The organism is Paenibacillus sp. ACRRX, from assembly GCF_022346885.1.
GTDB lineage: Bacteria > Bacillota > Bacilli > Paenibacillales > Paenibacillaceae > Paenibacillus_B.
Genome location: NZ_JAKRNK010000003.1, coordinates 388499 through 404477 on the forward strand (window position 1 = coordinate 388499; position 15979 = coordinate 404477).

Annotated in this window: 15 protein-coding genes; 7 read left to right on the top strand and 8 right to left on the bottom strand. The window is 45.3% G+C overall.

Annotated features, from left to right (window positions below):
- Positions 1-99: 99 nt before the first annotated feature.
- Complete coding sequence (locus MH117_RS12385; RefSeq protein WP_239329018.1) at positions 100-1053, bottom strand: 1,4-dihydroxy-2-naphthoate polyprenyltransferase; 954 nt, start codon at positions 1051-1053, stop codon at positions 100-102.
- A 299-nt stretch (positions 1054-1352) separates the two neighbouring features.
- Between MH117_RS12385 and MH117_RS12390 the strand changes: the two genes are divergently transcribed.
- Positions 1353-1886 (top strand): GNAT family N-acetyltransferase, encoded by a 534-nt coding sequence (locus tag MH117_RS12390; protein WP_239329020.1) that lies wholly within the window; start codon positions 1353-1355, stop codon positions 1884-1886.
- 342 nt (positions 1887-2228) lie between these two features.
- Here the strand turns inward: MH117_RS12390 and MH117_RS12395 are convergent, their stop codons facing one another.
- From MH117_RS12395 to MH117_RS12405, 3 genes are all read right to left on the bottom strand, one after another.
- Positions 2229-2657 (bottom strand): EamA family transporter, encoded by a 429-nt coding sequence (locus tag MH117_RS12395; RefSeq protein ID WP_239329021.1) that lies wholly within the window; start codon positions 2655-2657, stop codon positions 2229-2231.
- Between the two features lie 359 nt (positions 2658-3016).
- Complete coding sequence (locus MH117_RS12400; RefSeq protein WP_239329022.1) at positions 3017-3736, bottom strand: 3-ketoacyl-ACP reductase; 720 nt, start codon at positions 3734-3736, stop codon at positions 3017-3019.
- Between the two features lie 32 nt (positions 3737-3768).
- Positions 3769-4080 carry an antibiotic biosynthesis monooxygenase gene (locus MH117_RS12405; protein WP_239329023.1) on the bottom strand — a complete coding sequence of 104 codons (312 nt, stop codon included), beginning with the start codon at positions 4078-4080 and terminating at the stop codon, positions 3769-3771.
- A gap of 185 nt (positions 4081-4265) precedes the next feature.
- Here MH117_RS12405 and MH117_RS12410 point away from each other — a divergent pair, with 185 nt between their 5' ends.
- The 5 genes from MH117_RS12410 (at position 4266) to qoxD (ending at position 9046) form a co-directional block, all read left to right on the top strand.
- Positions 4266-4718, top strand: coding sequence for a flagellar protein (locus tag MH117_RS12410; RefSeq protein WP_239329024.1), 453 nt, complete (start codon positions 4266-4268; stop codon positions 4716-4718).
- 497 nt (positions 4719-5215) lie between these two features.
- Entirely contained in the window at positions 5216-6193 is a 978-nt protein-coding gene (qoxA, locus tag MH117_RS12415) for a cytochrome aa3 quinol oxidase subunit II (protein WP_239329025.1), read from the top strand.
- A 27-nt stretch (positions 6194-6220) separates the two neighbouring features.
- Positions 6221-8164: a cytochrome aa3 quinol oxidase subunit I gene (gene qoxB, locus MH117_RS12420; RefSeq protein WP_239329026.1), complete on the top strand. Its 1944-nt coding sequence runs from the start codon at positions 6221-6223 to the stop codon at positions 8162-8164.
- Positions 8161-8757, top strand: a complete 597-nt coding sequence (gene qoxC / locus MH117_RS12425) for a cytochrome aa3 quinol oxidase subunit III (protein ID WP_239329027.1) — start codon at positions 8161-8163, stop codon at positions 8755-8757. The genes qoxB and qoxC overlap by 4 nt, the downstream gene beginning before the upstream one ends.
- Position 8758: 1 nt before the next feature.
- A complete protein-coding gene (gene qoxD, locus MH117_RS12430; protein WP_239329028.1) occupies positions 8759-9046 on the top strand; it encodes a cytochrome aa3 quinol oxidase subunit IV in 288 nt (95 codons plus the stop codon).
- Between the two features lie 128 nt (positions 9047-9174).
- On the opposite strand, the gene MH117_RS12435 is transcribed toward qoxD, so the two are convergent.
- The 3 genes from MH117_RS12435 to MH117_RS26825 form a co-directional block, all read right to left on the bottom strand.
- Positions 9175-10443 carry an ammonium transporter gene (locus MH117_RS12435; protein WP_239329030.1) on the bottom strand — a complete coding sequence of 423 codons (1269 nt, stop codon included), beginning with the start codon at positions 10441-10443 and terminating at the stop codon, positions 9175-9177.
- Between the two features lie 456 nt (positions 10444-10899).
- Complete coding sequence (locus MH117_RS12440; protein ID WP_239329032.1) at positions 10900-11550, bottom strand: TVP38/TMEM64 family protein; 651 nt, start codon at positions 11548-11550, stop codon at positions 10900-10902.
- A 304-nt stretch (positions 11551-11854) separates the two neighbouring features.
- Positions 11855-11974: a winged helix-turn-helix transcriptional regulator gene (locus MH117_RS26825; RefSeq protein ID WP_350338967.1), complete on the bottom strand. Its 120-nt coding sequence runs from the start codon at positions 11972-11974 to the stop codon at positions 11855-11857.
- Between the two features lie 351 nt (positions 11975-12325).
- On the opposite strand from MH117_RS26825, the gene MH117_RS12445 reads away from it, so the two are divergent.
- On the top strand, positions 12326-13414 hold the full coding sequence (locus MH117_RS12445) for a S1 family peptidase (RefSeq protein WP_239329034.1): 1089 nt from the start codon (positions 12326-12328) through the stop codon (positions 13412-13414).
- A gap of 153 nt (positions 13415-13567) precedes the next feature.
- Here MH117_RS12445 and MH117_RS12450 read toward each other — a convergent pair whose 3' ends face one another.
- Positions 13568-15868 (bottom strand): ATP-dependent DNA helicase, encoded by a 2301-nt coding sequence (locus MH117_RS12450; protein WP_239329035.1) that lies wholly within the window; start codon positions 15866-15868, stop codon positions 13568-13570.
- Positions 15869-15979: the final 111 nt, after the last annotated feature.

The following is a 15979-nucleotide window of genomic DNA, read 5'->3' on the forward strand; positions in this document are numbered from 1 at the left end:
AACATACGCTTCCAACAAAACAACCCCCATCATCCCTGAAAGCCTACCGTTTCACGGGATTAATGGAGGTTGCAACAGCCGATGCTCAATACGTTATCGCTACCATTGAGACAGCAAAATAGCTGCACCCAATGCTGCAATACGTGCCACATTGGTAATCATAAAATTTCTTACCGATAAAATAAACGTGTCCTTCTTGGTTTGCTTGGCTTCAAAAAGCTTTATATTGCGGTTGATTGGTATGTAAGTAAGCAGTACCAGCAAAAGAATCGCAGGATGAACGCCCAAAGCCCACAATACGATTAGATCCAAGTAAGCTGCCCAGTATGCATATCGGAACAACCTCAGTGCATTAAGCTTACCAATATAGACAGGAAGCGTATACCGACGGTTCTCAATATCATCTTCCATGTCGCTAATATTGTTCGCCAGCATAATGTTAGCGATCCCCATAATAGCAGGAGAGGATATAAAGAAAACAAGCAGCACCTCCAGTATATTGATGTCAACATGCAGCAAGCCGTTATCATATAGCAAGGATACAAGCTGACCCTGCCCAACATGCACATATGTGGAAATAAAAATAATCACAAACCCCATAAACAAGCCCGAGAAAATCTCACCAAGCGGCATTCGCGAAATCGGAATAGGACCGAAGGAATAGAGAATACCGACCAGAAATGATAAACCACCCAAAAGCAGCACGACTAAATTTGTATGTAAGAACAAAATAAATCCGGCCACCCCTGCCGTCCCTAACAAGATAAAGATAATGCCTACTACCGTCCACTCCTTGATTCCGTATTTGACAATGGCATTGTGCTCTTCATAACCATACCCTTGCGTCTTGACGGCTTTCTTATAGTCGATGTAGTTGTTAATGGCTGTTGTCGCCATGTCAAAGCTGAGCAGCGACACAAACATAAGCACAAAATGAAGCCACTGAAACTCGTGGAAGCGGTAAACCGCATACAGCGATCCGATAGCAAATGGAATCATGCTGGCCGCTTTTGTTTTGATTTCAACTAGCTGCATAAAACGTCCTAAAGTCACATTCATACCCCTTCAATAAACGTACTGTAATAGCACTTGCTACATATGATAATAGCTTATTTTCTTCAATTTATCCTGTAAAAATGATTAATCATCAAACCTACACGGCTCAACTAACAACAAAATCCCTACAAGAAGCTCCTGAGGCGGCAGCTTCTTTCCAGGACTTTTGGGACTACTGGCCTTGTGAACAAGCTCTCCTACTTACTTCAGCCATTCTTGACGTTTCTCAACGGATAACTTGCCAAGTGATTTTACTTTCGATATAACTAAAGTAGCATGTAAAATGGGAGGTTCTGATGACACATTATACCTTGCAAAAGCGCTGCATATTAGACCGCTTAGAAGTCCGACAAGCTACCGAAGCGGATACTGGCGCCGTAATGAACCTGCTCGCTAAGACAGCGGAGTGGCTGCACAGCCAAGGCTCTACGCAGTGGAACTCTCTGCTCAGCGGCGAGGACGTACACGGCACGAGCAACGCAATCATCCGCGGAGATGTATTTGTATTCCATGAAGGGGGTACGCTTGCAGCAGTGGTGATGCTGCTGAAACATCCAAGCCCTTGGGACATCGAGCTATGGGGAAATGAGGGCCACGATTCATCTATATATGTACACCGCCTTGCCATTAACCGGGATTATGCAGGTTCAGGACTCGGCTCTTCTGTTATGGAATGGGTAGAGAACGGGATTGAATTTACAGGCAAACACCAAATCCGACTGGACTGTATTGAAGAAAATATGCGGTTATTTTCCTTCTACAGCAGCCTTGGATATACGCATCGAGGTATTAAAAATGGATTTCATCTGTTTGAGAAATCACGCAGTTAAGTATTCATAAGCCATGAAAGATTAGAATTAGAATACAAGTTGTCTTAAACGAAAGGCAGGCTGCAGTCCTTAATTTGAGCCTACTCTATGCCTGTTATTGCTTGTATACGTCCATGATGTGATCTCCCCTAAAGGGGGAGGTTTCCCTGTTAAGGTTATTCGCTGTGCAATCGAATCTTGTTATGATGTAATACAACTTATTTCGCTGTTGCAGCATTGCCCAGGAAAATACAAGCTTGTACACAGCCCATTGAGACTGCTGATATGTGGATTCCGCTCAGGGGAAATACGCATCATCTTGCCAAGCGAAGAGCACTCTCGAATACGCAAGCTAAGCCTTTTCTATGCCGCAAACGCCGTAATCATAACGCCCACCGCAATGAGCCCCACGCCAACTGCCCCCCAGAATGAGAGCTTCTCACCCAAAAACAACAGTGCAAATCCTACGGCCAGCACCACACTGAATTTATCAATTGGCGCTACTTTGGAAACGTCACCCTTCTGGATAGCCAAGAAATAGAACAACCAGGACAGCGCACCGGCTACACCGCTTAAGACGATAAACAGCATCGCCTTTTTATTTGCCAGCACCTCCCCAATCATCGTTAATTTTCCTTGCAACGCTAATACACCAAATAAAAACAGCATCATAATGGCAGCTCGAATCGTCGTCGCCGTATTCGCATCCACTTGGTTTAAACCGATCTTGCCGAATATGGATACTAGCGCTGCCATTGCAGCGGATGCTATCGCATACCATAACCAACTCATGTTCATCCTCCCAATCATTATAGGATTAAGATTTGTATATCCCTTTTCTAATATGTACAAATGTTATTTTAGTCCCCTTGAGAATCTTTATCAATAACTATTGCCCTCCATCTCCAGTGTCTAACATTGGAAGCGCTCCTCATCAATTACCTTGATTAAAATGCAAATAACCCCCAAAAGGGTCACTTTTCTCAAAGCGTCCTCCTTGGGGGCTCAATTCAGTCCATACATCAGGTTCTGCTGCTCTAGACGCACCACTTGCATTATTCAAAAGTTTCTCATTGATTACAGACTGCCGTCTTCATACTGCAAAGCAGACCCTTACTCTAAATTGCCGTTCATGGACTAAGGTCCTACCGTTACTGTGGATTCGTCGACCAAATACCTGCGGTCTTCACAAATACACGCTGTGGCAGCTTTAATGTAGCCAGCGCCAATTCGGCCACGTCTTCCGGCTGCATGATGCTATCGCCATCATCCGTCTTCAATCCGGCATCCCGAGCCAAGTCCGTATTTACCGTGCTTGGTGTTAAGGCCACAACACGAATATTATACTTGCGCACCTCTTGCATCAACGCCTCCGTCATCCCCATCACGGCAAACTTTGAGGCATTATACGCAGAGCCCGTCGCAAATCCACGTTCACCAGCCGTAGAAGCAACGTTAATGACGTTACCTATATTGTTGGCGATCATAGTTGGCAATGCAGCACGCGTCACGTAATAAGTCCCCATCAAATTAATACGAATAATACGCTCCCACTCTTGCGGATCCATATCGACCAATGTGCCAAATTTGGCTACGCCTGCATTGTTGATGAGAATATCCACGGTACCCAATTCTTCAATTAAGGATGCCACCGCACGTTCAGCCTCTTCTTGTACAGAAATATCCGCAGTTGCCAAGCTGACACGAATGCCGTACTGTTCTGTCAGTTCCGAGCGAAGTGCTTCCAGATCAGAAGTGGTACGGGCAATTAGACCTAGATGAGTACCTTCCTTAGCCAACGATACCGCAATGGCTCTGCCAATACCTTTACCTGCTCCGGTAATAATAGCTGCTTTATTCTTTAAGTCCATCTGTAATTCCTCCTAGTATTTCTATGTAAATGTTAAGGTGTATCTTGACTGACCACTAGCTCATATTTATTTAACGAGGCGCCCAGCATGTACTCTTTACTGTCGCCTGATCCACGGTGCGCTTGACGGAAAGCTTCGCTCGAAGTCCAAGCTTTGAACGATTCCTCGTTCTCCCACATGGTACAGACCTTAAGTTCTTCTTCGCCTTCCTTGCCGTCGCCAAGCCATACTTCCAGACGTACGAATCCCGGCATTTGCTGAACACCCTTTGCCGAAGCAAACCGCTCAGACACCTGCTTCCCAAACCCAGATTTAATTCGAATCGTATTCGTTACCACTAACATACTCTCGCCTCCAATTCCGATAATAGTTATAAGAGACCTGCATAACAGCATCAGGAGTCTCCTTCTTTATTATAACGAAACCTGCAAACTGAAACCAAACACCCCTTTTTTCCTACTAAAAAGGTATAATATATAAGCACAATGTCCTATTAATTTATTACTTTTACATCATCGAGGTGTCTTTCATGACTATAAATGTGGATAACTGCAAACGGTGCGGCAAAATTTTTCAAAAGTATTATTCCGTGTACTGCCCCGACTGTTTTGCATTTATTCGGTCCGAGCTAGACCGCTGCGCAGCCTATCTAAAAAAACATCGCGACAGCACGATTCAAGATCTGAGCGAAGCCACTGAAGTGCCTGCTGGCAAGATCATTCGATACATTAACGAAGGTAAATTATACGTACAAGATTATCCGAACTTGCATTACGAATGTTATTTCTGTGACAAGACTATTCAACGCGGCTATTTATGCCCTGAATGCGCCGCCAAATTCAAGCTTGAAGTCAAACATCTTTTTCTTGAGGACGGCTACGAGTATGACTCGATGCGGAACGAGATTAAGTATTCCGAGAAGGCAGGCGGAGGGCGCCATATTACAGATCGTTATACGGTAGATGGAACAAAACGTAAATGATGAAATTAAAAGTATATTTAAGCTAACTTGAGGCAGTCTTAACTTCGGTTGAGGCTGTTTTCACTTTTTGAACACATAATGTTCAAGGTTTGTTCACCGAGACATCTACTTCATACGTCCTAGAAATGTTTACATAATGGTAACCAATCTGTACTCCTAGAACAAATCCGGCCAAAATTAAGTGAATTAGAGCACAATCTGGCACTAATTTGTGACAATATTGCAAATTCTATCGCTAATTCAACAATTGTGTACAAATTTTGAAAACGCCTGTTTTCGGCCAAATTCAGTGATATTCCTCACAATTCAAGCAAATTCAAGCAAATTCAAGCATGAGACGCTCAAATATTGCCACCATATCTGGTTTTTGCTGTCAATTTTGGTTTTCTCTTTGGTTTGTTTTTATGGTGTTACTTCAATAAGATAGACCATGGTCGCAGATTGGATTATCCCAACAATCTTAATATATTGTCCACCACAGAGAAAGGGGTACGTTAATGAAAAAGAAAGGGTTGTTACTCACCGTATTTACAGCTCTTCTTGTGCTGTTGACCGGCTGTGATTCACTTGCGGTTCTGAATCCAAAAGGCCCAGTAGCCAAGACCCAATCGGACGTCATCATCTTCTCCATGATTGTCATGGCAGTTGTATTGTTAGTCGTCTATGTACTGTACATCTACATGCTGACGAAGTATCGCGCGTCCAAAGCAGCACCAGACTATGAACCGCCACATGAAGAGGGCAGCAAATGGATGGAAATCACTTGGACGATCATTCCGGTCATCATCGTTGTTATTCTGTCAGTCGTGACGATTCGTTCGACCAATGCAGTAGAAACAACACCAGTAGGCTATGAGGATCAGAAGCCATTAATTATTTATGCTTCATCTTCAGACTGGAAATGGCATTTCAGCTATCCGGAAGAGGGAGTTGAGACCGTTAACTATGTCAACATCCCGACCAACCGCCCGGTTCAATTCCGTTTGTATTCATTCGGACCGATTACGAGCTTCTGGGTACCACAACTCGGCGGACAGAAGTACGCCATGAGCGACATGGTTACGAAATTAAACCTTGTTGCAGAGCATGAAGGCTCTTTTGTCGGCAAAAACTCGAACTTCTCGGGTAAAGGTTTTGCCCACATGGACTTCGAAGTGCTAGCGATGTCACCTAAAGGTTATACGGACTGGGTCAATGAAGTGAAGCAGACCGCTCCGGCATTAACAGAAGCTGAGTTTGACAGCTTGCTTGAAGCCGATCATCTCGGCCGTAAATCTTATTCGTCTAATCACTTAACATTCAGACCAGCACCAGAAGGCGCTAATGGCGGACATAACCACGGATCTTCTGATGCTGACTCCAATAACGAAACAGACAAGGAAATGGACCATTCGAAGATGGATCACTCCAAGATGGATCATTCCCAAATGGATATGGACAACAAAAAAACTGACCATGCTCAGCACGGCAACTAGAAAGAAACAGAAAGGAGTCAACTCAGTATGAAATGGGACGAATTTTTCGTTACCGGCGAACCGATGATCTATGGCGCTATGGTCAGCATCGTGCTTGTATCACTTGCCATCCTTGTAGGCTTAACCTACTTTAAGAAGTGGGGCTATCTCTGGCGTGAGTGGCTGACTACTGTCGATCACAAGAAAATCGGTATCATGTATATTCTATCCGCACTTGTCATGCTGTTCCGCGGCGGTGTAGATGCGCTTATGATGCGTACGCAGCTCGCAGGACCAGACATGAAGTTCTTGGATGCGCAGCACTATAATGAAGTATTTACGACTCACGGCATCATTATGATCTTATTTATGGCAATGCCATTTATTATCGGCTTGATGAACGTAGTTATTCCGCTCCAGATTGGTGCACGCGACGTTGCGTTCCCACGCCTGAATGCGGTAAGCTTCTGGCTCTTCTTCTCAGGAGCCATGCTGTTTAACATTTCTTTTGTTATCGGTGGATCTCCAGATGCAGGTTGGACGGCTTACTTCCCGCTTGCAAGTCTTGAGCTTAGCCCAACAGTAGGTAACAACTTCTACTCGATTGCATTGCAGATTGCAGGTATCGGTACGTTAATGACAGGTGTTAACTTTATCGTTACGATTCTCAAAATGCGTGCTCCAGGCATGAAATTAATGCGTATGCCTATGTTTACATGGTCCGTATTAATTACATGTGTCATTATCGTATTTGCGTTCCCTGTCTTGACAGTTGCGCTGGCGCTAATGATGTTCGACCGTATGTTCGGCGCACAATTCTTTACGATGGCGAACGGCGGTATGGATATGCTCTGGGCCAACCTGTTCTGGGTATGGGGCCATCCAGAGGTATATATCGTTGTATTGCCTGCATTCGGTATTTACAGTGAAATTATTTCTACATTCTCACGCAAAAATCTTTATGGATACAAATCGATGGTCATCAGTATGGTCGCGATTTCACTCTTGTCCTTCCTTGTATGGGCGCATCACTTCTATACGATGGGACACGGAGCTATGGTTAACGGATTCTTCTCCGTTACGACGATGGCAATTGCCATTCCGACCGGGGTCAAAATATTTAACTGGCTCTTCACCCTCCATAAGGGTAGGATACAGTTTACAACACCGATGCTTTATTCACTCGCGTTTATTCCGATCTTTACGATCGGTGGCGTAACCGGCGTTATGCTTGCAATGGCGAGTGCCGATTATCAGTACCATAACACGATGTTCCTGGTTGCTCACTTCCACTACGTATTGATTCCAGGTACAGTATTTGCGGTTATCGCAGGTATGTACTACTGGTTCCCTAAATTGTTCGGCTTCCGCCTGAACGAGCGTCTTGGTAAGCTTGCATTCTGGTTAATTGCAATCTGCTTTAACGTGACATTCTTGCCATTGTTCTTCTTGGGACTAAAAGGAATGACACGCCGTATGTACACGTATTCTGCAAGTACCGGCTTCGGGCCGCTTAACTTGCTTGCGACAATTGGTTCCATTGGACTTGCTATCGGTTTTGCAGTGCTCGTATACAGCATCTACTGGAGTTTCAGATACGAGCCGCGCGATACAACAAGCGATCCGTGGGATGCACGTACACTTGAATGGGCAACACACAGTCCTGTTCCTGAATACAACTTTGCGGTCACTCCAAATGTGAAAAGCTTGGATGCATTCTGGTTCTGGAAGAAAGACAAACAGCCTTTATTTGAAGATAAGATTGAAGAGATTCATATGCCTAACAACAACGGGCAGCCATTCGTACTTGGTGTTATTTTCTTCTTCTTCGGATTCTTTATGATATTCAGCTGGTGGACACCAGCAATCATTTCGGGTGTCGCGATTGTGATTATGCTTGCAGTGCGTTCCTTTGAACGTGATCATGGTCGTCATATATCGGTGAAGGAAATCAACAAGACGGAACAACAATTGCGGGGTGATAAAGCATGAAGATCGATAACACGCTGCCGCTAGAATATCAGACGGAAGAGAACAGTAACCGCATCTTTGGCTTCTGGATCTTCCTCGGCGCGGAGATCGTGCTCTTCTCGACTCTGTTTGCCGTTTACTTTACGCTTTGGACCCGTTCGGGCACTGGCCCTTCGGCTGCAGAAATATTCCAGATCAAGCCTGTATTGCTGGAAACGTTCTTGCTTTTAACAAGTAGCTTTACGTGCGGTCTAGCTATTCATGCCATGCGCTTAGGTATGAAGAAGCCATTTATGACGTTTATGGCGATCACTTTGCTGCTAGGTCTCGGGTTCTTAGGGATCGAAATCTATGAGTTCGTCACTTATGTTCACGAAGGCGCAACTTTGCAAACGTCTGCGTTCTTGTCCAGCTTGTTTGTCTTGTTAGGCACGCACGGAGCCCACGTTACAATGGGTCTGTTATGGGGTTCAGGCATTATGATTCAAACCCAGCGTGAAGGCTTTACACACGACACAACGAACAAATCGTTTATTTTCTCGCTGTACTGGCACTTCCTTGACGTTGTCTGGATCTTTATCTTCAGCTTTGTATACTTGAAAGGATTGATGTGACATGAAACAACTATTCCCGATTCGTCATGTGATGGGATACGTCTTCTCTCTCATCCTTTCTGTAGTCGCGCTAGCGGTCATCGTCTGGGATATGTCTTTTACGACAGGACTTACGATTCTACTCATCTGTGCTGCCATCCAAGCAGCTGTTCAGTTGTTTATGTTTATGCACATTGACGAAGACAAGTCGAACAAAGCTTCGAACTATACCAATATCGCTTACGCGCTGTTTGTTGGTCTGGTCACGATCTTTGGTACACTGTTTACGATGATCTGGGGTTACTTGTAAGAGCCAAGAGCTCAAGTAGCCACGCAACCACGACAAAGCAGCCATCCTTTCACTGGATGGCTGCTTTTTTGTCATTGAATTGGACCTATGAAATAGTTAGCATACTCAGGCTTACTTCATCATCTATCTTAACGGTGAGAAGTTACACTTTTCATCTGCTCTGGATAGCCATAAGAGCCATGCTCGCTCATATCTAGACCGACCAGTTCTTCTTCCTCTGTAACCCGAAGCCCCATCACTGCCTTCATAATGGCAAGGACTGCATACGAAGCAAAGAAAGCAAATGCGGCACAGACCGCAACGCCCATTGCTTGAACCCCCAATTGCTCCAGTCCGCCACCATAGAACAAGCCTGGCTTGCCAACACCTACTTTATCCACCAGCTCAGGTGCAGCAAATAAGCCATTAGATAACGTCCCCCATACTCCGGCCATCCCGTGAACAGATAATGCGTAGATCGGATCATCAATACCTAGCTTGTCAAACATTCGCATGCTTCCATATACGAGCCCACCTGCAACTAAGCCGATTACGATAGCCGCCCAAGATTCCACAAAAGCACAGGATGCGGTGATTGCAACAAGCCCCGCCAATGCACCATTAAGCATTGTAGGGATATCAGCTTTGCCCATCAGTACCCAAGAGATTAACAAGGCAGCTGCAGCCCCAGCTGCCGCGCCCAACTGCGTATTCACAGCTATAAATCCGAAAAAGCTGCCATCCCCCGCCGTAATGGTACTACCTGCATTAAAACCAAACCAGCCGATCCACAACAGCATGACACCTAAGGTGGTAAATACCTGGTTATGCCCTGGAATCTCATTGGGCTTTCCAGATGGATGATATTTGCCAAGACGCGGCTTAAGCAGTATGGTAGCGGCCAATGCGGCCATTGCTCCCGTTAAGTGAACAACAGTTGAGCCCGCATAATCTTGCTTCCCATGTTCGGCAAGCCATCCGCCACCCCATATCCAATGCGCAATGACCGGATAGATTACAGCAGAGAAGATTACTGCAAAGATTAAATACACTGACAGCTTTGCTCTTTCTGCAAAGCCTCCCCAAGCTACAGACATCGAAATCGCGGCAAATGCCAATTGGAACATAAACATAACCGTCGGTGCTATCGCGCTTCCTTCCGGCACTTCCTTCATATCAAACGCAAAGAAATCGCCCCAGCCTATTATAGGGCCGCCCTGTGTACCGAAAATAATAGCATAGCCAACCGCCCAAAACACCAGCGACACAATTGCCACAGAAAACACGGTTTTACCTGCTATATGGCCTGCATTTTTCATTTGTGTAGAACCTGCTTCTAACATAATGAACCCACACTGCATAAATAACACCAATATTGCCCCCAACATTGTCCATATTGCGCTAGTTCCTAACTCCATTCTGACCAGTCCCTTCGCAATCTAATATGATGTTATATTTCTTGCATTTGTTCACGTCTAGAAGCAAAAACCCTTAATAGATGTAATGTTACATAACACAAACCAAATCATTTTCTTAGTATTTTAAAGATACAGCACATTTATGTCAATATATATAACATAACTTTTTAAATTTATAAATTATCTGCTTAAAAACACTAAATTTAACGTATTAAATAAGCTGAATCCCATAAGAAATCCATTCACACGGATCAAAATCCGAATTCATGTCATATTAACTTACATACATTACATCAAATGTGATGTCCTTTGTTTTCTACAACTCCAGATCCTGTTTAGAGTGAACACAAGCTGAGGCAAAGCAGACAGCAAAAAGCCCGGAGAGCAGTTGCAACTACTCTTCGGGCTGCTTCGTATTCATCTAATGGCACTCAAAAGGCTGACAGTCATTAAAAATTACATGGATTGCCGTTGATCTGCTGCTGCAGCCGACTTCGACTCCTGATGCTTGGCCGTAGCTTTAGTAAACCGAGCTTCAATCTTCTTGCTAATAAATAAAGATATGCCTATAAATAAAACAACGTATATTAACTCAATCGGATGACGAACAAATCTCTCCAGATCATGTCCGATAATAGAAACAGAGAATACCATCAATGCTTTCCCAAACAGAATCGCAATCAAGTACGAGCGCAGCCGCATTTGCGCGACCGCAGCTACCATGTTAATAATAACAAACGGGCCTACTGGGAAAATACTTAATAAAAACACATAGCTAAATGCATTGTGGCGTACCCACAGCATCGCTTTTTGTACTTTGGGCTTCTGTGACCAGCGTTCCAAATACCGATGCCCCGCTATTTTGCGTATGATCAGAAATGTGACCAGGCAACCACTGACAATCCCAATCCATGAATAGAGGAATCCTAACCACAATCCATATACGGCAGCATTCACACCTACGATGATCATCGTAGGGAGTGGCGGTATAAATGATTTCATAAATGTCAGCAGAATGCCGGGAAGCGGTCCAAAGGAACGGAACGTCTCCATAAATGCCGTCAAATGTTCTTCTGTCAAATAAGAAGCTATATCTGCTATTACCATGAATGAGCACCTGCACCCTCTACTGCACAACCCGCTGTCGACATGCCTCAACCCGTCCTTTATCTATCAGCTTCCATACGATGGCTATATCTATGTGACCTTTGCACTAGCATACCATAAATAATGAAACGAACGGTTTGGTTCCAGAAAAAAGAAGAAGCAAACGACTATGTGCGCTTCACAAATTCATCTAATAGTCATAACTGTATAAGATCAATATTCATCCGCTCATTATGGCTAGTCCATCAGCCTTAAAAAACACCCTTGCCTTAAGTCTCACACTGCCCCACCAAATCATCCTGCTTTAAGCTATTCTAATAAAAGATATCTCTATTTTCCTTGCCCAATCTCGCATCAGTAGAATGATGGGCACCGGCATTCGTCCAAGCTGTGTCAAGGAATATTCCACCTTCAGGGAAACCAATGAATACAGAAAGAACAGTCATTTTAAGAGAAGAAGGAATTATTACGGGAGACTAACTTGGTATTTCTTGTATGGTTGCCTTTGGTTATCATGTCAGTAATCCCTACCCCAAGACTCGTCAAACGATAGGACAAGTAGTGCAGTGGGTCAAATAAAATATTACTTCTTAACGGGACACCACCTAGGCTGGTGTCTCTTTCTTTGTTTGCTAATATGATTCCCTAAGTGTCAGTTGATGCGCTTGCATCAGGCTCATTTAGACTCATATCCCTAAATTAGTAATATCGCCTAGTCCCTCGCCTAATGACATCGCATAAAATAGGATGGAATTTCAAAGAAAAGAGGGAACCTATGGCCAGCTTTCATGAAGCCTATAAAGCCAAAACACGCTTGGCACCAGCTTATCTCAAGAAAAAAGGGATTGTAGGCATCGGTGTGGGATACGTGAATCCCGCCAAGCCAAGTAAAGGGGCAAGCGTCATCGTTTATACTGCGAAAGCATCGGCCGCAGCGAAGCTTTCCATACCTAGTGCCGTAACGACCAGCAGTGGAGGATCATCGGTATCCGTACCAATACGAGTTATCGTGTCGGGTCACATCAAAGCCAATAAGGCTACAATCAGTCAATTGCGCGATCGAATCCGTCCCGTGCCAGCTGGCTACAGCGTCGGATACCCCAGTATTCCAGGATCCGGCGGCGTATCTGGGACAGCCGGTCTGATCGTAATTAACAACCCGCAGCGCAATCAATTGCTCATTTGCAGCAATAACCACGTGTTAAATCGCAACAATACTGCTGGGTTCTCCGAGACCGTTCAACCAGGAGCCGCAGACGGCGGAAATACCGTCACGGATCGTATCGGACGACTCGAACGGTTCATAAGACTGCAGCCAAACGCAACTAACTTCCTTGATGCAGCAACTTCAATTCCGCTTAGCAATAGCCTCCTTAATCCCCGTTATGCAGGTGTTGGCGTCATTCCCGGCCATTTGCTGACCTATCGCGTTGGTGAACGTTTTAAAAAATCAGGCCGCACGACAGGGTTTGTCAGAGGTACGGTTGAATCCGTAAATTCAGACTTTAATGTCGATTACGGCACCTACGGCGGACTAGGTACTATATTGTTCCGCAATCAAACAGTCGTACTAGGCAGCTCTGCTGTATCTTTGCCGGGCGATTCGGGTTCCGTATGGCTTCGGGACAGCGACAGCTTTGCAGCCGCAGTCAATTACGCTTCTACTTCTAACGGTCTACGCTCTATCAGTTATCCTTTCAACTGGTTCGCTCAAGCATTTAATGTGCTGGTTGCCAGACCCGCTGGATCAACTGGACGCGTAAAAGGAAAGCGACAGACCAGCCCAGCTTACGCCCAACCACTCACAGCAAGACAGTTGTCCAGCATCAAAATCGTAAGAGCTCGACGCGCGCGGCGAAAATAGAATTGTCCGCTTTGACGTTTTATCCCCAAATGACTTCTACTTGTATTTGCCCCTAATTACACCGACCACTTTTTCTCATATACATGAAGGCTGGGTGGATTATCCGCTCAGCCTTATTATTACGGGAAGGTATCCAATATTAAATCAATCATGCTAATCCCTTACATTTAACACGGTGTAATCGCGCCATTCCTCCGGCAGCAAGCTTCTATAGTGCCCCTGCAAATACCGGTCATCCACTAGCACTAGTATCCCCCGATCCTGCTCTGATCGGATGAGTCTTCCTCCTGCCTGCAGTACCTTGTTCATACCAGGGTAGACATAAGCATAATCATACCCCCGTTTGCCTATCCCATTAAAATAATCACGTAATATATCTCGCTCCAATCCGAGCTGTGGAAGTCCTACACCAACGACGACAACTCCGGTCAAACGATCCCCAACTAGATCAATGCCTTCTGAAAATATGCCGCCCATCACCGCAAATCCAACCAACGTACGGCCATTGTCAGCCTGAAACGCGGTCAAATACCGCTCTCGTTCCTCTTCCGTCATATCCACCTGCTGCACGATCACATCCACATCTGGCCGTTCTTCTTCCACAAAAGTTTCGTACACGAGATTCATATAAGCATAGGATGGGAAAAAGAACAAATAGTTGCCCTGCCGATTCTCCACCAACTGTTGTAACAGTTGAGCAACCCTCTCTTTTGTTCGCTCCCTGTCATGATAACGGGTAGACACAGGTAGTACTGATACTTTCAACTGGTCCGCAGAAAAAGGTGTAGCAAGAGACAGCGAATAATCTCCCTCGCCAGCTCCTAGCATATCTCTGTAGTAAGAGATCGGAGACAGCGTGGCCGAAAAGTAAATATGCGACCGAAATCCCTTACCCATCTGAGTCAGCAGATAAGAAGGGTCAAGGCAAAATAGCCTCAATCGCACCTCGCTTCTGTCTATTTCGGCATAGGCAACATACTTCTCATCAAATAACTTTCCGATTCGAACAAAGCTTTGTGCCGCAAAATACGTATCCAAAAGCAGTGGACTGGGCTCTGCACCCCCAGATGACGCAAGCTGCCTCTCTGCCTGCAACACAAAGGTTTCTACCAATGCTACTAATTCCTCTGGTCGTTCTTTCTCTACACGATACTTATCTTCACTCAGCTTGCGAAACCGCACAAAGTAATCATTAATAGCTTTGGAGGATTGGTAAATCTCAACACTCCTGGTCTTGAACTCCCTCTGCAAAGCGAGGAATGTCGACTTGACTAAAGTACTCGAGAACATCTCCCTTGCCCGATCGACCAAGTTATGGGCCTCATCGACTAACAAAGCGGTCTGATTTCTGCGCTCCGCCAACATTCGTTTTAAAGAAACACGCGGATCAAAAATATAGTTATAGTCCCCTATGACAACATCCGCCGCATAGGCAGCATCCAACGACAGTTCAAAGGGGCACAAACGGTGCTTTTGTGCGTAATGTTCAATGACGGGTCGTGTCATCAACGTCTCTTGGGAGAGCATATCCAACATGCCACCATTTAATCGATCATAGTAGCCATCCGCATAGGGGCAATCTTCCTTCCGGCAGCTCATCTCCGCTTGGAAACATACCTTCTCCTTGGCGGTCAGCGTCACACTGTGCACCACAAGCCCATTCGTTCGCAAATGGACAAAAGCATCCTCTGCTGCTGTGCGCGTAATGGTCTTGGCTGTCAAATAAAACAGATGCTCAAGCAGGCCTTGTCCAATTGCTTTGATGGCTGGAAATATCGTCGAGATCGTCTTGCCAATCCCTGTTGGCGCCTTAACATACAGCGACACGCCTTCTTCAATCGTGCGATACACAGCACCTGCCAGCCTGCGTTGTCCTGCCCGATAAGCATCAAACGGAAAAGATAATCGCTCGATACTCTTATTCCTGCTGCATCTGTGCTGATAAAGCAAATCTGCGTAGGGCGCATACCGCCTAAGGAGATCCATTATCCACTGCTCCAGCTCCCCATATGCAACCTCCTGCACAAAGCGCTTCTGCTGCTCCGTATCCACCTGCACATAGGTCAACTGAATTCGCATCTTATCCACTTGATGCTCCTTAGCATACATATAGGCATAACACTTCGCCTGTGCCCAGTGGACAGGAAACGCATCTGGCGTGATCAGATCTATATCCTTTGCAGTAGATTTGATCTCGTCTATGGTCAACTGACCGTCCTGTACTAGCAGCCCGTCACATCTTCCCTCGATCCCAAACACATACTCGTCACAAGCAATCTCCGTGTATAGATGTACTTCCTTCTGATCTTGCTCCCCATAAGTCCGCTGTATCTTCTGATGCGCCTTCGTCCCTTCTGCCATCGTGCTCGTTGTCCGAAAACCTACGTCAATGCTTCCGCTGCGATATACATATTCGACCAGCGTCCTTACAGCTATATAGATCAAGCTCGGCATGATATCACCTATCGTTGAGTATTAGAGAACATTTGTTCTTTATTTTACCACGACAGCTAGCAGTAAGATACAACGACCAGAGTTTCTAACACCTCGAAGCGATTTGGGCCC

What these genes read in the sequence shown, in the direction of transcription:
- MH117_RS12390 (WP_239329020.1), top strand. Translation starts at nt 1,353, where the DNA reads ATGACACATTATACCTTGCAAAAGCGCTGCATATTAGACCGCTTAGAA.
- MH117_RS12395 (WP_239329021.1), bottom strand. Translation starts at nt 2,657, where the DNA reads ATGAGTTGGTTATGGTATGCGATAGCATCCGCTGCAATGGCAGCGCTA.
- MH117_RS12400 (WP_239329022.1), bottom strand. Translation starts at nt 3,736, where the DNA reads ATGGACTTAAAGAATAAAGCAGCTATTATTACCGGAGCAGGTAAAGGT.
- MH117_RS12405 (WP_239329023.1), bottom strand. Translation starts at nt 4,080, where the DNA reads ATGTTAGTGGTAACGAATACGATTCGAATTAAATCTGGGTTTGGGAAG.
- MH117_RS12410 (WP_239329024.1), top strand. Translation starts at nt 4,266, where the DNA reads ATGACTATAAATGTGGATAACTGCAAACGGTGCGGCAAAATTTTTCAA.
- qoxA (WP_239329025.1), top strand. Translation starts at nt 5,216, where the DNA reads ATGAAAAAGAAAGGGTTGTTACTCACCGTATTTACAGCTCTTCTTGTG.
- qoxB (WP_239329026.1), top strand. Translation starts at nt 6,221, where the DNA reads ATGAAATGGGACGAATTTTTCGTTACCGGCGAACCGATGATCTATGGC.
- qoxC (WP_239329027.1), top strand. Translation starts at nt 8,161, where the DNA reads ATGAAGATCGATAACACGCTGCCGCTAGAATATCAGACGGAAGAGAAC.
- qoxD (WP_239329028.1), top strand. Translation starts at nt 8,759, where the DNA reads ATGAAACAACTATTCCCGATTCGTCATGTGATGGGATACGTCTTCTCT.
- MH117_RS12435 (WP_239329030.1), bottom strand. Translation starts at nt 10,443, where the DNA reads ATGGAGTTAGGAACTAGCGCAATATGGACAATGTTGGGGGCAATATTG.
- MH117_RS12440 (WP_239329032.1), bottom strand. Translation starts at nt 11,550, where the DNA reads ATGGTAATAGCAGATATAGCTTCTTATTTGACAGAAGAACATTTGACG.
- MH117_RS12445 (WP_239329034.1), top strand. Translation starts at nt 12,326, where the DNA reads ATGGCCAGCTTTCATGAAGCCTATAAAGCCAAAACACGCTTGGCACCA.
- MH117_RS12450 (WP_239329035.1), bottom strand. Translation starts at nt 15,868, where the DNA reads ATGCCGAGCTTGATCTATATAGCTGTAAGGACGCTGGTCGAATATGTA.